Annotated in this window: 12 protein-coding genes; 10 read left to right on the top strand and 2 right to left on the bottom strand. The window is 73.8% G+C overall.

Annotation, left to right across the window (positions count from 1 at the left end; all coding sequences use genetic code 11):
• The first annotated feature begins 107 nt into the window (after nucleotides 1-107).
• Entirely contained in the window at nucleotides 108-548 is a 441-nt protein-coding gene (locus QNO07_RS01860; RefSeq protein WP_283989542.1) for a DUF6278 family protein, read from the top strand.
• Here QNO07_RS01860 and QNO07_RS01855 read toward each other — a convergent pair.
• Nucleotides 524-1,306 carry a GntR family transcriptional regulator gene (locus QNO07_RS01855; protein WP_283989541.1) on the bottom strand — a complete coding sequence of 261 codons (783 nt, stop codon included), beginning with the start codon at nucleotides 1,304-1,306 and terminating at the stop codon, nucleotides 524-526. The two genes, QNO07_RS01860 and QNO07_RS01855, sit on opposite strands and share 25 nt — an antisense overlap.
• Before the next feature lie 157 nt (nucleotides 1,307-1,463).
• Nucleotides 1,464-2,240 (bottom strand): hypothetical protein, encoded by a 777-nt coding sequence (locus tag QNO07_RS01850; RefSeq protein ID WP_283989540.1) that lies wholly within the window; start codon nucleotides 2,238-2,240, stop codon nucleotides 1,464-1,466.
• Between the two features lie 156 nt (nucleotides 2,241-2,396).
• Between QNO07_RS01850 and QNO07_RS01845 the strand changes: the two genes are divergently transcribed.
• The 9 genes from QNO07_RS01845 to QNO07_RS01805 all read left to right on the top strand — a co-directional run bounded on the left by QNO07_RS01845 (nucleotide 2,397) and on the right by QNO07_RS01805 (nucleotide 13,703).
• A complete protein-coding gene (locus QNO07_RS01845) occupies nucleotides 2,397-3,902 on the top strand; it encodes a hypothetical protein (protein ID WP_283989539.1) in 1,506 nt (501 codons plus the stop codon).
• 130 nt (nucleotides 3,903-4,032) lie between these two features.
• Entirely contained in the window at nucleotides 4,033-4,875 is an 843-nt protein-coding gene (locus QNO07_RS01840) for a nitrilase-related carbon-nitrogen hydrolase (RefSeq protein WP_283989538.1), read from the top strand.
• The gene (locus tag QNO07_RS01835) at nucleotides 4,872-6,203 is read left to right on the top strand and encodes an aspartate aminotransferase family protein (RefSeq protein ID WP_283989536.1); all 1,332 of its coding nucleotides are present in this window, start codon (nucleotides 4,872-4,874) and stop codon (nucleotides 6,201-6,203) included. The genes QNO07_RS01840 and QNO07_RS01835 overlap by 4 nt, the downstream gene beginning before the upstream one ends.
• Before the next feature lie 5 nt (nucleotides 6,204-6,208).
• Nucleotides 6,209-7,618, top strand: coding sequence for a dihydropyrimidinase (hydA, locus tag QNO07_RS01830; protein ID WP_283989535.1), 1,410 nt, complete (start codon nucleotides 6,209-6,211; stop codon nucleotides 7,616-7,618).
• Between the two features lie 139 nt (nucleotides 7,619-7,757).
• Entirely contained in the window at nucleotides 7,758-8,762 is a 1,005-nt protein-coding gene (locus QNO07_RS01825; protein WP_283989534.1) for a TIGR03842 family LLM class F420-dependent oxidoreductase, read from the top strand.
• 55 nt (nucleotides 8,763-8,817) lie between these two features.
• Nucleotides 8,818-10,317 carry an NCS1 family nucleobase:cation symporter-1 gene (locus QNO07_RS01820; RefSeq protein WP_283989533.1) on the top strand — a complete coding sequence of 500 codons (1,500 nt, stop codon included), beginning with the start codon at nucleotides 8,818-8,820 and terminating at the stop codon, nucleotides 10,315-10,317.
• A gap of 102 nt (nucleotides 10,318-10,419) precedes the next feature.
• Nucleotides 10,420-10,956: a DinB family protein gene (locus QNO07_RS01815; protein WP_283989532.1), complete on the top strand. Its 537-nt coding sequence runs from the start codon at nucleotides 10,420-10,422 to the stop codon at nucleotides 10,954-10,956.
• 58 nt (nucleotides 10,957-11,014) lie between these two features.
• Nucleotides 11,015-11,830 (top strand): nucleotidyltransferase domain-containing protein, encoded by an 816-nt coding sequence (locus QNO07_RS01810; protein ID WP_283989531.1) that lies wholly within the window; start codon nucleotides 11,015-11,017, stop codon nucleotides 11,828-11,830.
• 19 nt (nucleotides 11,831-11,849) lie between these two features.
• On the top strand, nucleotides 11,850-13,703 hold the full coding sequence (locus tag QNO07_RS01805) for a gamma-glutamyltransferase family protein (protein ID WP_283989529.1): 1,854 nt from the start codon (nucleotides 11,850-11,852) through the stop codon (nucleotides 13,701-13,703).
• Nucleotides 13,704-13,743 lie beyond the last annotated feature (40 nt).

Here is a 13,743-nt window from a genome sequence, read left to right as displayed (position 1 = left end):
GACCCGCATCCGGAGTCCTGGGGGAGTACGCCCGGAGGCGCGGGGGTGTACATCGAGTGCCGCGCGCCTGTGGCGGGACGGCAGTTGCGGATGCGACCCTGAAGGGTATGAACATCCCCTTCCTGGACAACTGGCGCAAGCGTCACGGCCCCTCCCGCGGCGTGGCGCTCCACGGCCCCGGTCCGGAGGACGCCGAAGGGGTGAACCAGCTGCTCTCCGAGTGCGAGGCGCTGCGCCAGCAGGCGCTGGCCACCGGCTTCGCGCTCGACGACTCGCCGGACTCCCTGGAGGCCCTCGACCAGATGGTGCCGCGCTGGCGCGACGACCCGGAGGCGCTGGCACCGCTGGCCACCGACGCGGGCCTGTACCTGGGCACCGTCATCGTGCGGACCGTGCGGGGCGCCTTCTGGGAGGTCTGGCCGAACGGCCGCCCGGTGATCCGGTTCGCCTCGGGCCGGCAGCTGGACGTCCTGGACGTCGGACGTGCCTGGGCCGACAGCGGCACCCCCGAACTTTCGCAGGTCTACGCCGAGGTGTCCGACGCCTGAACCGGCTGCGGGGAGAACGCGATGCCGTACTCCAGCCGCCAGCGGTCGGCGCGCACCACCGTGTCCGAGGTCTCCACCGGACGGCCGAGCGCGTCGTAGTGGGTGCGTTCGACGACCGTCACGCACTGCCCCGGTGAGCAGCCCAGCGCCTCCGACTCCGAGGTGGTGGCAGAGCGCGACCCGACCAGCTCGGCGGCGCGCACCACGCGGATGCCGATCGCGGCGAAGCGTCCGCGTACCCCGCGCCGGGCGTACGGGCCGCGTTCGGGGTGCACCACGTCCGTGCCACCGGTCAGCGCCAGCGGCTCCCAGCTGGTGGTCAGCTGGAGCGGCCGGCGGTCGGCCAGGTACTCGTAACTGGTGCACGTCACCGGCGCTCCCGTCTCCACCGCGAGCCGTTCGGCGACGGGGGCCGGGGCCGTGGTGCTGCTGGAGTGGGCCTCCCACATCAGGTCGCACGGCTCGTCTCCCGCACTGATCCGGGCCGCGAACGGCGAGTCGACGGCACTGGTGGTGCGCAGCAGCGTGCCCAGGGCCGCCCGGTCGGCGACGAAGACGCCCCGCCCGAACTGCCCCTCCGCGTAACCGGCGGCCTTCAGGACCCGTACCGCCCGGTCCACCGTCTGGTCGCTGGCCCGGTAGACCTGCTTCAGCTCGGAGCGGGGCGGTATGCGCGCGCCCACGGCGAGCGCGCCGTCGTCGATCTGGCGCCGCAGATCATCGGCGATCCGCTGGTAGACCGGCCTGGTGTCGTCCATGCGGGCTCCCTTCCCCGAATCGGCCAGGCTAGGTACGCAGGGAGGGCTGGGTACCTAGGTGGACGGTGTGTCCCGGCCCTCCCCTGGGGTGGGACCGGTGACCGTCCGGGGTGGCGCCGCCTTTGACGCTCACCCGTCCGAGTGAGGGCTGCGGCTCTCAACTCGCGCGATGCGCACCGCGCTTGTCGCTGGACGCCGCGGGCAGTGCGGGGGCCGGCGCGGGCGGCGGGTCGGACGCCGCCCGGGTCACGTCGGCGACCAGCTCGACCACGTCCGCGCCGTACGCGTCGGAGTTGGCCACCTTCAGCAGCAGGCAGAAGTTGCCGTTGATCCCGTGCTTGCGGGCCAACCGCGCCTGGTTGCGGGCCAGGTAGCGGGCGGCGGCCTGGCTGGTGACGGACCGCTGCCCGCACAGCAGGAACACCGGCCGCGCGTCCTGCCCCGCCGTGAGCCGGGCGAGCAGCACGTACTCCGCCACGCCGCTCTCCAGCCGGTACCGCTCGCTGCCCACGGTGAAGCAGCCGCGGTCCGGGCCCGGTTCGGAGGCGGTGTTGATCCGCACGCCCGGCAGCAGCGACTGGAGGTGCGCGGCCGTCCGCCGGTTGGAGACCGGACCGCCGACGCAGAACTCCGTCCGCTCCCCGAACCCCTGCCGCGCGGTGTCGGCGGAGACCACTTGCACATGGGAACGGCAGTCCTTCACCAGCGCGGACAGCTCCAGCAGCGCGAACACGTCGTTGCGTCCCACCGCGCCGTCCCCGCCCGCGTCGCGGTTCACCACCAGCAGGCACTCGGAGTTGTCCGGCAGCCCGAGGAAGCGCTGCCTGCGGCGGAGCTTGCGCCGCCACAGCAACGTCCGCACGCACCAGCCGATCCCGGCGCCGAGGGCGGCGGCGGCCAGCACCAGGATGAGGTCCCGCAACGAGTCGTCCATGGGGCGGGAGCCTAACGGCCGGGCGGTCACCCGTTCGAGCCCCGGGACCCGGCGGATCCCTTCGACCCGGAACCTGCGGAAGCCCGTGCGCGGACGAAAACTCGCTGTAGCCTTCGCGTAACCGGTTTCGTAACACGACGGGTGTGGGATGCGGTCATGACGGATGGGGCGAACCGCCGCCGACTGCCCGACGCCGTGGTCGGTTTCGCGTCGGAGCTGCGCGCGCTCCTCACCCTGCTCGATCCCGGGCACGGCTGGTACCGCGTCTTCCTCCAGCGCGACCCGGACGGCGTCAGGGCCTGCGCGGAGGGCAGCGAGGTCCCGCCCTGGGACGTCGTGGAGGCGCTGCTGCAGGACGTCCGCGGCGGGTACGGCCCCGAGGCCGCGGACCACTGGGAACGCGGGCTGCGGGAGGGCTATCCGGCAGCCGTCGCCGCGTACGACCGCGAACTGAGCGGCCGGGACGGCCTGGAGGAGCGCCTGGCGACGATGCTCGACGCCCGCGCCCACGCCCGCCGCCGGGTCGGTGAGCTGACCGCCGCGCTGTCCGGGGCACGGGAGGCGGGAGACGCGGCGGGAACCGACCGCCTCTCCGCCGACCTGGCCTGGGCGCGCGACGACCTGAGCCGGGCCGCCGCCCGCTGCCGGGAACTCACCGCCCGCCTGGACGCGCTGCCGCCGCCCGCACCGCACAGGCGCACGGCACCCCCGCCCGCACCCCCGGAACCGCCCGCACCCCCGGAACCTCACGCACGCCCGGAACCTCGCGCACCGCAGCAGGCCCCCGCGGCCAGGGTGCCCGCCCAGCGCCGCAAGCCGCGCGGCGCCCGCTTCGCCGGCCTCGACGAGCCGGCCGGCGCTCCCGCCGTACCGACGGACGCGTTCGGCAACGCCGTACCCACCGACCCGTTCGGCAACCCCGTACCCGCCGCCGACCCCCGCCGCGGCACCGCCCCGGCCTCCGGCCCCCGGGACGCCTCCGGCACCCACGCCCCGGGCATCCCGGCCGGCGCACCCGAGGCGTCCCGCTCCGGCAGCGCCGCAGCGTCCCCGCGCGGCGCGCGGTTCGCCGGTGCCAGGAACGACGAGGACACCCCGGTCCCCGGCGGTGCCCCGGCGGGCCTCGGGCCGGGCGAGGTGCCGCCGCAGGCGCGCCGGGAGGTGGCCGACGCCGTCGGCCGGCTCGGTCGGCTGCGCGCCGACGGGCGCGGCGGCGAGGCCCACGCCCTGCTGTGCGAGTCGGCCGGCTGGCCACCGGACCGGCTGCCGCTGCTGGCCGAGGAGCTGGAGCGCGGCGGGCTGAGCGCTGATGTGGCCGTACTGCTGTGGGAGGTGGCCTGCCTGCCGCCGCGCCGCCTCGCGGCGGCGGACGCACTGGTCACCGGCGGACGCGCGGAGGACTGCCGGCAACTGCTGCGGCAGAGTGTCTCGCGCCCCGTGCCCGAGGTCGCCGAGGCGGCGCTCGCGCTGTGCGAGACCTCCCGCCAGGCGCAGGCCACCGACCTGCTGGCGGCGCTCGTGCGGGCCCGTCCCGCCGAGGAGGCGGCGGCTGCGGCGGCCGTCGACCGCGAGGCGCTGCCCCCGCTGCTGCGGGCCGCGGCCCGGTCGGTCTCGCTCCAGCACGGCCGGGACATCGACGGCGTGCTGGCCCGCGAAACCTGACCGACCCAAGATCAAAACGGTGACGTAACGAAGATGGCCTTGCCACCGAGGGTGACGCGGATTACGGTCGCATCCTCGCGTGGATCTACACGCGTCATGCCTGGCTGATGCCCCGACAAAGGAGCAGCTCATGGCCGATGTTGTGCGCGCCGCCCTGGTGCAGGCGAGCTGGACCGGCGATACCGAATCGATGATTGCCAAGCACGAGGAGCACGCCCGGGAGGCCGCCCGGCAGGGCGCCCGGGTGATCGGCTTCCAGGAGGTGTTCAACGCCCCCTACTTCTGCCAGGTGCAGGAACCGGAGCACTACCGCTGGGCGGAGCCGGTGCCCGACGGGCCGACCGTGCGCCGCATGCAGGACCTCGCCCGGGAGACGGGCATGGTCATCGTGGTGCCGGTCTTCGAGATCGAGTCGCCCGGTTTCTACTACAACACCGCGGCAGTCATCGACGCCGACGGCACGGTCCTCGGGACCTACCGCAAGCACCACATCCCGCAGGTCAAGGGCTTCTGGGAGAAGTACTACTTCAAACCCGGCAACCTGGGCTGGCCGGTGTTCGACACCGCGGTCGGCAGGGTCGGCGTCTACATCTGCTACGACCGGCACTTCCCCGAGGGCTGGCGGGCCCTCGGCCTGGCGGGTGCACAGCTCGTCTACAACCCCTCGGCCACCTCGCGCGGACTCTCCGCCCACCTGTGGCAGCTGGAGCAGCCCGCCGCGGCCGTCGCCAACGAGTACTTCGTCGCCGCGATCAACCGGGTCGGCCGCGAGAGTTACGGCGACAACGACTTCTACGGCACCAGCTACTTCGTCGACCCGCGCGGCCAGTTCGTCGGCGACGTCGCCAGCGACAAGGAGGAGGAACTGGTCGTCCGCGACCTCGACTTCTCCCTGATCGACGACGTCCGCACCCAGTGGGCGTTCTACCGCGACCGGCGCCCCGACGCCTACGGGGGGCTGGTGCAGCCGTGAGCGACCCGACGAGCACCCACCGATCCCTGCACGACCGCCACGCGGACGTGCTGCCCGACTGGCTGTCGCTGTACTACGACCGCCCGCTGGAACTCACCCACGGCGAGGGCCGCCACGTCTGGGACGCCGACGGCAACCGCTACCTGGACTTCTTCGGCGGCATCCTGACCACCATGACCGCGCACGCGCTGCCCGAGGTCACCAAGGCCGTCAGCGAGCAGGCCGGGCGCATCATCCACACCTCCACGCTCTACCTCAGTCGGCCGATGGTGGAACTGGCCGAGCGGATCGCCGCGCTCTCCGGCATCCCCGACGCCCGCGTCTTCTTCACCACGTCCGGCACCGAGGCGAACGACGCCGCGCTGCTGCTGGCCACCTCCTACCGGCGCAGCAACCAGATCCTGGCGATGCGCAACAGCTACCACGGCCGCTCGTTCACCACCGTCGGCATCACCGGCAACCGCTCCTGGTCCCCGACCAGCCTGTCCCCGCTGCAGACGCTCTACCTGCACGGCGGCATCCGGCACAGCGGGCCCTTCGCGCACCTGAGTGACGCCGAGTTCGTCGACGCCTGCGTGGCCGACCTCAGGGACATGCTCAACCAGACGTCCCGCGGGGTCGCCGCCCTGATCGCCGAGCCGGTGCAGGGCGTCGGCGGGTTCACCGCGCCGCCCGACGGCCTCTACGCCGCGTTCCGCGAGGTGCTGCGCGAGCACGGCATCCTGTGGATCAGTGACGAGGTGCAGACCGGCTGGGGCCGCACAGGCGACCACTTCTGGGGCTGGCAGGCCCACGGCGGCAGCGGCGCCCCCGACATGCTGACCTTCGCCAAGGGCATCGGCAACGGCATGGCCATCGGTGGAGTCGTGGCCCGCGCCGAGGTGATGAACTGCCTCGACGCCAACTCCATCTCCACCTTCGGCGGCAGCCCCGTCACGATGGCCGCCGCCAACGCCAACCTCGCGTACCTGCTGGAGCACGACCTCCAGGGCAACGCCCGCCGGGTCGGCGGCCTGCTCATCGAGCGGCTGCGCGCCGCAACCGCCGGCCTGGACAGCGTGCGCGACGTCCGCGGACGCGGCCTGATGATCGGCATCGAACTGACCGACGCCGCCACCGCCGGACTGGTGCTGGAAGCCGCCCGGGAACGCGGCCTGCTCATCGGCAAGGGCGGCCTGGACGGCAACGTGCTGCGGATCGCGCCGCCGCTTTCCCTGACCGTCGCCGAAGCCGAGGAGGGCGCCGCCCTGCTGGAAGCCGCACTCCACCAGGCTCCGCCTCAGCCGTCCCGGCCGTCCCGGACGCCCCAGCCCGCAAGGGAGGTCTGACCGCCATGGCAGCAGCCTCACGCACCGTCATCCGCGGCGGCCTCGTCATCACCGCCACCGACGAGGTCGAGGCGGACGTCCTCATCGAGGGCGAGCAGATCGCCGCCCTCGCCGCCAGCGGAAGCGCCTGCGCGGAGGGCTGGACGGCCGAGCACACCATCGACGCCACCGGCCGCTACGTCGTGCCCGGCGGCGTCGACGCCCACACCCACCTCGACTTCCCGTTCGGCGGCACCTTCTCCGCCGACACCTTCGAGACCGGCACCCGCGCCGCCGCCTGGGGCGGCACCACCACCATCGTCGACTTCGCGGTGCAGAGCCGCGGCCAGGCGCTGCGGCAGGGCCTGGACACCTGGCACGCCAAGGCCGAGGCCCAGTGCGCGGTGGACTACGCCTTCCACATGATCCTCTCCGACGTCAACGACGGCACGCTCAAGGAGATGGACCAGCTGGTCGCGGAGGGCGTCACGTCCTTCAAGCTGTTCATGGCCTACCCCGGCGTGTTCTACAGCGACGACGGCCAGATCCTGCGGGCCATGCAGCGCGCCGCGGGCAACGGCGGGCTGATCATGATGCACGCCGAGAACGGCATCGCCATCGACGTGCTCGTGGAACAGGCGCTGGCCGCCGGGAAGACCGACCCGCGCTACCACGGCGAGGTCCGCCGCGCCCTGCTGGAGGCCGAGGCCACGCACCGCGCGGTGCAGCTCGCCCGCGTCGCCGGCGCCCCCCTGTACGTGGTGCACGTCTCCGCCGAGGAGGCCGTCGCCGAACTCGCCCAGGCCCGCGACAAGGACCTGCCGGTGTTCGGCGAGACCTGCCCGCAGTACCTGTTCCTGTCCACCGACAACCTCGCCGAGCCCGGCTTCGAGGGCGCCAAGTACGTCTGCTCGACCCCGTTGCGGCCCAGGGAGCACCAGGAGGCGCTGTGGCGGGCCCTGCGGACCCGCGACCTCCAGGTGGTCTCCACCGACCACTGCCCGTTCTGCTTCTCCGGGCAGAAGGAACTCGGCCGCGGCGACTTCTCCAAGATCCCCAACGGCATGCCCGGCATCGAGCACCGCATGGACCTGCTGCACCAGGGCGTCGTGGAGGGCCGCATCTCCCGGCGCCGCTGGATCGACATCGCCTGCACCACCCCGGCGCGTATGTTCGGCCTGGCAGGGCGCAAGGGCACGCTCGCCCCCGGGGCGGACGCCGACATCGTCGTCTACGACCCGCACGCCGAGCAGACGCTGTCCGTCACCACCCACCACATGAACGTCGACTACTCCGCCTACGAGGGCAAGCGCCTCACCGGCCAGGTGGAGACGGTGCTCTCCCGGGGCGAGACGGTGCTGGACCGCCGGACCTGGACGGGACGCGCCGGCCACGGCCGCTACGTCCCGCGCTCCACCTGCCAGTACCTCGACTGACGGCCCGCCCGCCGCACCGGCCCCCTGCCGTCCACCGGCCCCCGGCGGTGGCGGCGCCGCCGGACCCGTCCGCCTCCGCCGTGCCGCAGCGGCACCACCCGCGCAGACCGCGGCCCACCGCGAGAAATGAGAAGCGATCATGGACTTCGGACTCGTGCTCCAGACCGACCCGCCGGGATCGGCCACCGTGGGCCTCATGCGCCGCGCCGAACGCAACGGCTTCCGCTACGGCTGGACCTTCGACTCGGCGGTGCTGTGGCAGGAGCCCTACGTCATCCACAGCCGCATCCTGGAACACACCGACCGCCTCATCGTCGGGCCCATGGTGACCAATCCCGGCACCCGCACCTGGGAGGTCACCGCCTCCACCTTCGCCACCCTCAACGAGATGTACGGCAACCGCACGGTGTGCGGCATCGGCCGCGGCGACTCCGCGATGCGCGTCGCGGGCCGCGCCCCCAACACCCTCGCCAGGCTCGGGGAGGCCATCACCGCCATCCGCGACCTCGCCGAGGGACGCCAGGCCGTCGTGGACGGCACCGAACTGCGCCTGCCCTGGGTCCGCGACGGCAAGCTGCCGGTGTGGATGGCCGCCTACGGCCCCAAGGCGCTCGCCATGGCCGGGCGCCTCGCCGACGGCTTCATCCTGCAACTCGCCGACCCGTACCTGACCGAGTGGATGGTGAAGGCCGTCCGGCAGGCCGCCGCCGACGCCGGACGCGACCCGGACGACGTCACCGTGTGCGTCGCCGCACCCGCCTACGTCGGCGACGACCTGGCCCACGCCCGGGAGCAGTGCCGCTGGTTCGGCGGCATGGTCGGCAACCACGTCGCCGACCTCGTCGGCCGCTACGGCGAGCACTCCGGCATGGTCCCCGACGAGCTGACCGACTACATCAAGAACCGCACCGGCTACGACTACTCCCACCACGGCCGGGCCGGCAACCCCGACACCGCCTTCGTCCCGGACGAGATCGTCGACCGGTTCTGCCTGCTCGGACCGCCCGAGGCACACGTGGAGAAGCTGCGCGCCCTGCGCGCGCTCGGCGTCGACCAGTTCGCCGTCTACGCCATGCACGACGCCAAGGAGGCCACCATCGACGCCTACGGCGAATCCGTCATCCCCGCCCTCACCGCCACCTGACGCCCCCGCCGTGCCTACCGGAACCCACCAGCGGCGAGACGAAGGAGGTGCGCCGATGACCGGAACCGCCCCACCCGACGCCGACCAGCCACCCATAGCCGGCGACGACCGGTTCACCAACAGCGACCTCAGCCCCGTCCCGCAGTCCGAACGCCACTGGACGACCTACAACTTCGCCGCGCTGTGGATCGGCATGGCCGTCAACATCCCGTCCTGGACGCTCGCCTCCGGCCTGGTGGCGCTCGGCATGGACTGGAAGCAGGCCGTGCTCACCATCGCCCTGGGCAACGTCATCGTGCTGCTGCCGATGCTGCTCACCGGCCACGCGGGACCCAAGTACGGCATCCCGTTCCCCGTACTGGCCCGCGCCTCGTTCGGGGTGGTCGGCGCCAACCTGCCCGCGCTGCTGCGCGGCCTCGTCGCCTGCGCCTGGTTCGGCATCCAGACCTGGATCGGCGGCCAGGCCATCTACTTCCTCGGCGGCAAGGCGTTCGGCTCCTGGTGGGCCGAGGCCGGCACGGTCTTCTCCTATCCGTGGACGCAGTGGCTGTGCTTCCTGCTGTTCCTCGCCATCGAGATCGTGGTCATCGTGCGCGGCATGGACGCCGTCCGCCGCCTGGAGAACTGGGCGGCGCCGCTGATGCTGCTCGGCGCACTCGCGCTGCTGGTGTGGATCGCACAGAAGGCAGGCGGCTTCGGACCGCTGCTGGACCAGCCGTCCGCGCTGGGCTGGGGCGCCGACTTCTGGAAGGTCTTCTTCCCCGCTCTCATGGGCATGATCGGCTTCTGGTCGACGCTCGCCCTCAACATCCCCGACTTCACCCGCTTCGGTGCCGGCCAGCGCGCCCAGGTCTGGGGCCAGACCCTCGGACTGCCCACCACCATGGCCGCGTTCGCCCTGCTGTCGGTGCTGGTCACGTCCGGTTCGCAGGCCGTCTACGGCGAACCGATCTGGGATCCCAGCCAGCTCGCGGCCCGCATGGACAGCACCCTGGGCGTGCTGTTCGCGCTGTTCATCATCCTGCTGGCCACGCTCTCCACCAACATCGCCGCCAACCTGGTGAGTCCGGCCTACGACCTGTCCAACCTGGCGCCCCGGCACATCGACTTCCGCACCGGCGCACTCATCGCCTGCCTGGTCGGCGTGGTGATCTTCCCGTGGAAGCTGATCGAGAGCCCCAGCGTCTACATCTTCACCTGGCTCGGCACGGTCGGCGGCCTGCTGGGCACGGTCGCGGGCATCCTCATCGCCGACTACTGGCTGCTGCGCCGCACCCACCTGGAGGTCACCGACCTCTACCGGGCAGACGGCCAGTACTGGTACCGGTCCGGCTGGAACCCGGCGGCACTCGTCGCCTTCGCGGTGGGCGGCCTGCTCGCCGTCGGCGGCTCGCACTCCGCGCCGGGCGAGGGCCCGTTCCCCGAGAACGGGCTGATCCCGCTGCTGCGCCCGCTCGCCGACTACAGCTGGGCCGTCGGCCTGAGCACGTCGCTGGTGCTGTACCTGCTGCTGATGCGCCGCCGCACCGTGGACCGCGGACCCGCAGCCCGCTGACACCCCGCCCGGACCCGGTGCCCGGGTCCGGGCACCGGGGCCCGGGCGGGGTACCGCCAAAACCGGTACCGGGACCGGGCGCCGGTGTGGCAGGGTGCGCCGATGCACGCCTCACCCCGCCGCGACCTGCTGCGCGGCCAGTTCAACCTGACCTGGGCCCTCTTCGAGTACCACCTGGAGCGCCTGGAGCCGGAGGACTTCCTCCGCGAGCCCCCCGCCCTCTGCTGGACGCTCCACCCCACCGGCGACGGGCACTGGACGCCGGACTGGGCGGACACCGAACCCGACCCCGTACCGGTACCCACCATCGCCTGGCTGAGCTGGCACATCGGCTGGTGGTGGGGCGTCACGCTGGACCACGCCCTGGGCCGTCCCGCGCGTGAGCACACCGACGTGCACTGGCCCGGCCCGGGAGAGCCCGCCGTCACCTGGCTGCGCGACCACCGCACGCAGTGGCTGGCCGTGCTCGACGCCCACACCGAGACCACACTCGACGCGCCCGCCGCCTTCCCCTGGCAGGACGACCCGACCCGCACCGCCGCTGACACCGCGGCATGGGTCAACGCCGAACTGATGAAGAACGCCGCCGAGATCGGCCAGCTCCGCCTCCTCCACCACGCCGGCCCCCGGCCTGCCTGAGACGCCCGGCAGGGCCGGAACCGGGATGAACGGCCGGTCCCGCTGCGACAATGCCCGCATGCCGGCCGCGCACCCCGCCCCGTCCACTCCGCCACCGGCGGCCCCCGCCCCGTCTCCCGACGCCCACGTCGCCGTGGCGCGGGAGTTCGTCGGCGTGCGCTACCCGGAGGCGCTGGGGGCGGTGCTCGGCGGCTCGTGCGCGCAGGGGGGCGCCACCGAGCGCAGCGACCTCGACGTGAGCGTGCTGCTGCCCGCCGGAGCGACGAGCCGCCGCGAGACACACCGGCACGCGGGCAGGCCGGTGGAGGTCTTCCTGAACACCGTCGCAGACCTGCGGGAGGCGTTCGTGGAGAGCCGGGCCACCCGCCGGGCCACCGCGCTGTTCCTCTTCGCCGACTCGGTCGTGCTGCGCGACACCGACGGCTGCGCCCGGCGGCTGCGAGCCGAGGCGCGGCACCTGCTCGACACCGGCCCCGACCCGCTCACCCCCGACGAGCGGGACGCCGGGCGCTTCCTGCTGACCGACCTTGCGGACGACCTGGCCGACACCGCCTCCGCCGGAGACCGCCACGAGCAACTGGCCGTCGCCGACCGGCTGCTGAGGGAGAGCGCACACCTGCTTACCGCCCACCGCGGCGCGTGGAACGGTGCCGGGAAGTGGCTGCCCCGCCGCCTGCGGGCGGCCGATCCCGCACTCGCTCCCGCCCTGTTGGACGGCCACCTCGCCGTTGCCGAGCGGGCGGACCCCGGCCCGCTCGTGACCGCGGCCGGCCAGGTCCTGGACCTGCTGGGCGGCCCGCTGCGCGAGGGCTACCGCGAGGTCTCGCCCAGACAGGCCGCGAGGCAGGCCGCGAACGCCGCCCACCTGCCCTGAACCCGAACCGAGGAGGACGATGTTCACCACCCGGCCCACCCTGCAGGGCACGTTCGGCATGGCGTCCAGCACCCACTGGCTGGCCTCCGGCACGGCGACGGCCGTACTGGAGGACGGCGGCAACGCCTTCGACGCGGCCGTCGCCGGCGCCTTCGTGCTGCACGTCGTCGAACCGCACCTGAACGGGCCGGCCGGTGAGGTGCCGATCATCCTGGCGCCCGTCGGCGGCCCGGTGCGCGTGCTCTGCGGCCAGGGCGTCGCGCCCGCAGGCGCGACGCCCGCCCACTACACCGGCCTCGGCCTGGACCGCGTCCCCGGCACAGGACCGCTCGCCGCAGCCGTGCCCGGCGCCTTCGACGCCTGGATGCTGCTGCTGCGCGACCACGGCACCCTCACACTGGCCCGGGTCCTGGACCGTGCCATCGGCTACGCCGAGCACGGCCACCCGCCCGTGGAGCGGCTCGGCGAGACCGTCCGCACCGTCCGCGAGCTGTTCGAGACCGAGTGGCCCACGTCCGCGGCCGTCTACCTGCCCGGTGGCCGTCCGCCCGAGCCCGGACGGCTGTTCCGCAACCCGGCGCTCGCCGCCACCTGGCGCCGGCTGCTCGCCGAGGCCACCGCGGCCGGGCCGGGGCGTGAGGAGCAGATCGACGCCGCCCGCCGGGTGTGGCGGGAGGGCTTCGTCGCCGACGCCCTGGTCCGCGCCGCCGCCCGCCCCACCATGGACACCTCCGGGCGGCGGCACACCGGCACCCTCAGCGGCGACGACCTCGCCCGCTGGTCGGCCGACTACGAGGACCCGGTCCGCCTCGACTGGCAGGGCTGGACGGTCTGCAAGGCCGGACCGTGGTCGCAGGGCCCCAGCATGCTCCAGCAGCTCGCCCTGCTCGACGGCGACCCGGGCCTGGGCACCCCCGAGGGCGTGCACCGCCTCATCGAGGGCACCAAGCTCGCCATGGCCGACCGTGAGGCCTGGTACGGCGACGCTGACGGCCCGGACGCCGTACCCGTCGGCACGCTGCTCTCCGCCGCCTACAGCGGCGAGCGACGCGCCCTCATCGGCGACCGGGCGTCCCTGGAGCTGCGGCCCGGCAGCCCGGACGGCCGCACACCCCGCATCGCCCGCCACGCGCGGACGCCCGCCGCGACCGCCGCCGCGGCGGCCGGGCAGCCGCCGGGCGCCGGAGAGCCCACCGTCGGCGGCCGTGACGCCACAGGCGGCGGACCCGCCGAACCCGGGGACCTCCACGTGGGCGGCGACGGCGCGACCCGCGGCGACACCTGCCACCTGGACGTCGTCGACCGCTGGGGCAACATGGTCAGCGCCACGCCCAGCGGCGGCTGGCTCCAGTCCAACCCGGTCGTGCCCGAGCTCGGCTTTCCGCTCGGCACCCGCCTGCAGATGACCTGGCTCGACCCCGGCCTGCCCTCGACGCTGACCCCGGGCCGCCGTCCGCGCACCACGCTCAGCCCCTCGCTGGCGCTGCGTGGCGGTGAAGCCGTGCTCGCCTTCGGCACCCCCGGCGGCGACCAGCAGGACCAGTGGCAGACCCACTTCTTCCTCGGCGCCGCGCTGCGACCGCCCGTCCGCGGCGGCCTCGACCTCCAGGGCGCGATCGACGCGCCCAACTGGCACACCGACAGCTTCCCCGGCTCGTTCCATCCGCGCGGCATGCGGCCCGGCAGCGTCACCGTCGAGTCCCGTATCGGCGCCGACGTCCTCGCCGGGCTGCGCGAGCGCGGCCACCGGGTCACCGTCGGACCGCCCTGGTCCGAGGGCCGGCTGTGCGCGGTGGCCCGGGACCCCGAGACCGGGCTGCTCAGCGCGGCGGCCAACCCGCGCGGCATGCAGGGCTACGCCGCCGGTCGCTGACCAGCGCCCGCGCCACCCGCTCGGCGTGCTTCCATGGACA

The organism is Streptomyces sp. 549, assembly GCF_030124175.1.
GTDB lineage: Bacteria > Actinomycetota > Actinomycetes > Streptomycetales > Streptomycetaceae > Streptomyces.
Note: the sequence above shows the minus strand (reverse complement) of the source record. Positions and strands in the feature narration are given on the sequence as shown.

Bases quoted from the DNA above. Each gene is read 5' to 3' on its own strand.
- hydA (WP_283989535.1), top strand. From the start codon at position 6,209: ATGGCAGCAGCCTCACGCACCGTCATCCGCGGCGGCCTCGTCATCACC.
- QNO07_RS01840 (WP_283989538.1), top strand. From the start codon at position 4,033: ATGGCCGATGTTGTGCGCGCCGCCCTGGTGCAGGCGAGCTGGACCGGC.
- QNO07_RS01820 (WP_283989533.1), top strand. From the start codon at position 8,818: ATGACCGGAACCGCCCCACCCGACGCCGACCAGCCACCCATAGCCGGC.
- QNO07_RS01805 (WP_283989529.1), top strand. From the start codon at position 11,850: ATGTTCACCACCCGGCCCACCCTGCAGGGCACGTTCGGCATGGCGTCC.
- QNO07_RS01860 (WP_283989542.1), top strand. From the start codon at position 108: ATGAACATCCCCTTCCTGGACAACTGGCGCAAGCGTCACGGCCCCTCC.
- QNO07_RS01855 (WP_283989541.1), bottom strand. From the start codon at position 1,306: ATGGACGACACCAGGCCGGTCTACCAGCGGATCGCCGATGATCTGCGG.
- QNO07_RS01815 (WP_283989532.1), top strand. From the start codon at position 10,420: ATGCACGCCTCACCCCGCCGCGACCTGCTGCGCGGCCAGTTCAACCTG.
- QNO07_RS01845 (WP_283989539.1), top strand. From the start codon at position 2,397: ATGACGGATGGGGCGAACCGCCGCCGACTGCCCGACGCCGTGGTCGGT.
- QNO07_RS01850 (WP_283989540.1), bottom strand. From the start codon at position 2,240: ATGGACGACTCGTTGCGGGACCTCATCCTGGTGCTGGCCGCCGCCGCC.
- QNO07_RS01825 (WP_283989534.1), top strand. From the start codon at position 7,758: ATGGACTTCGGACTCGTGCTCCAGACCGACCCGCCGGGATCGGCCACC.
- QNO07_RS01810 (WP_283989531.1), top strand. From the start codon at position 11,015: ATGCCGGCCGCGCACCCCGCCCCGTCCACTCCGCCACCGGCGGCCCCC.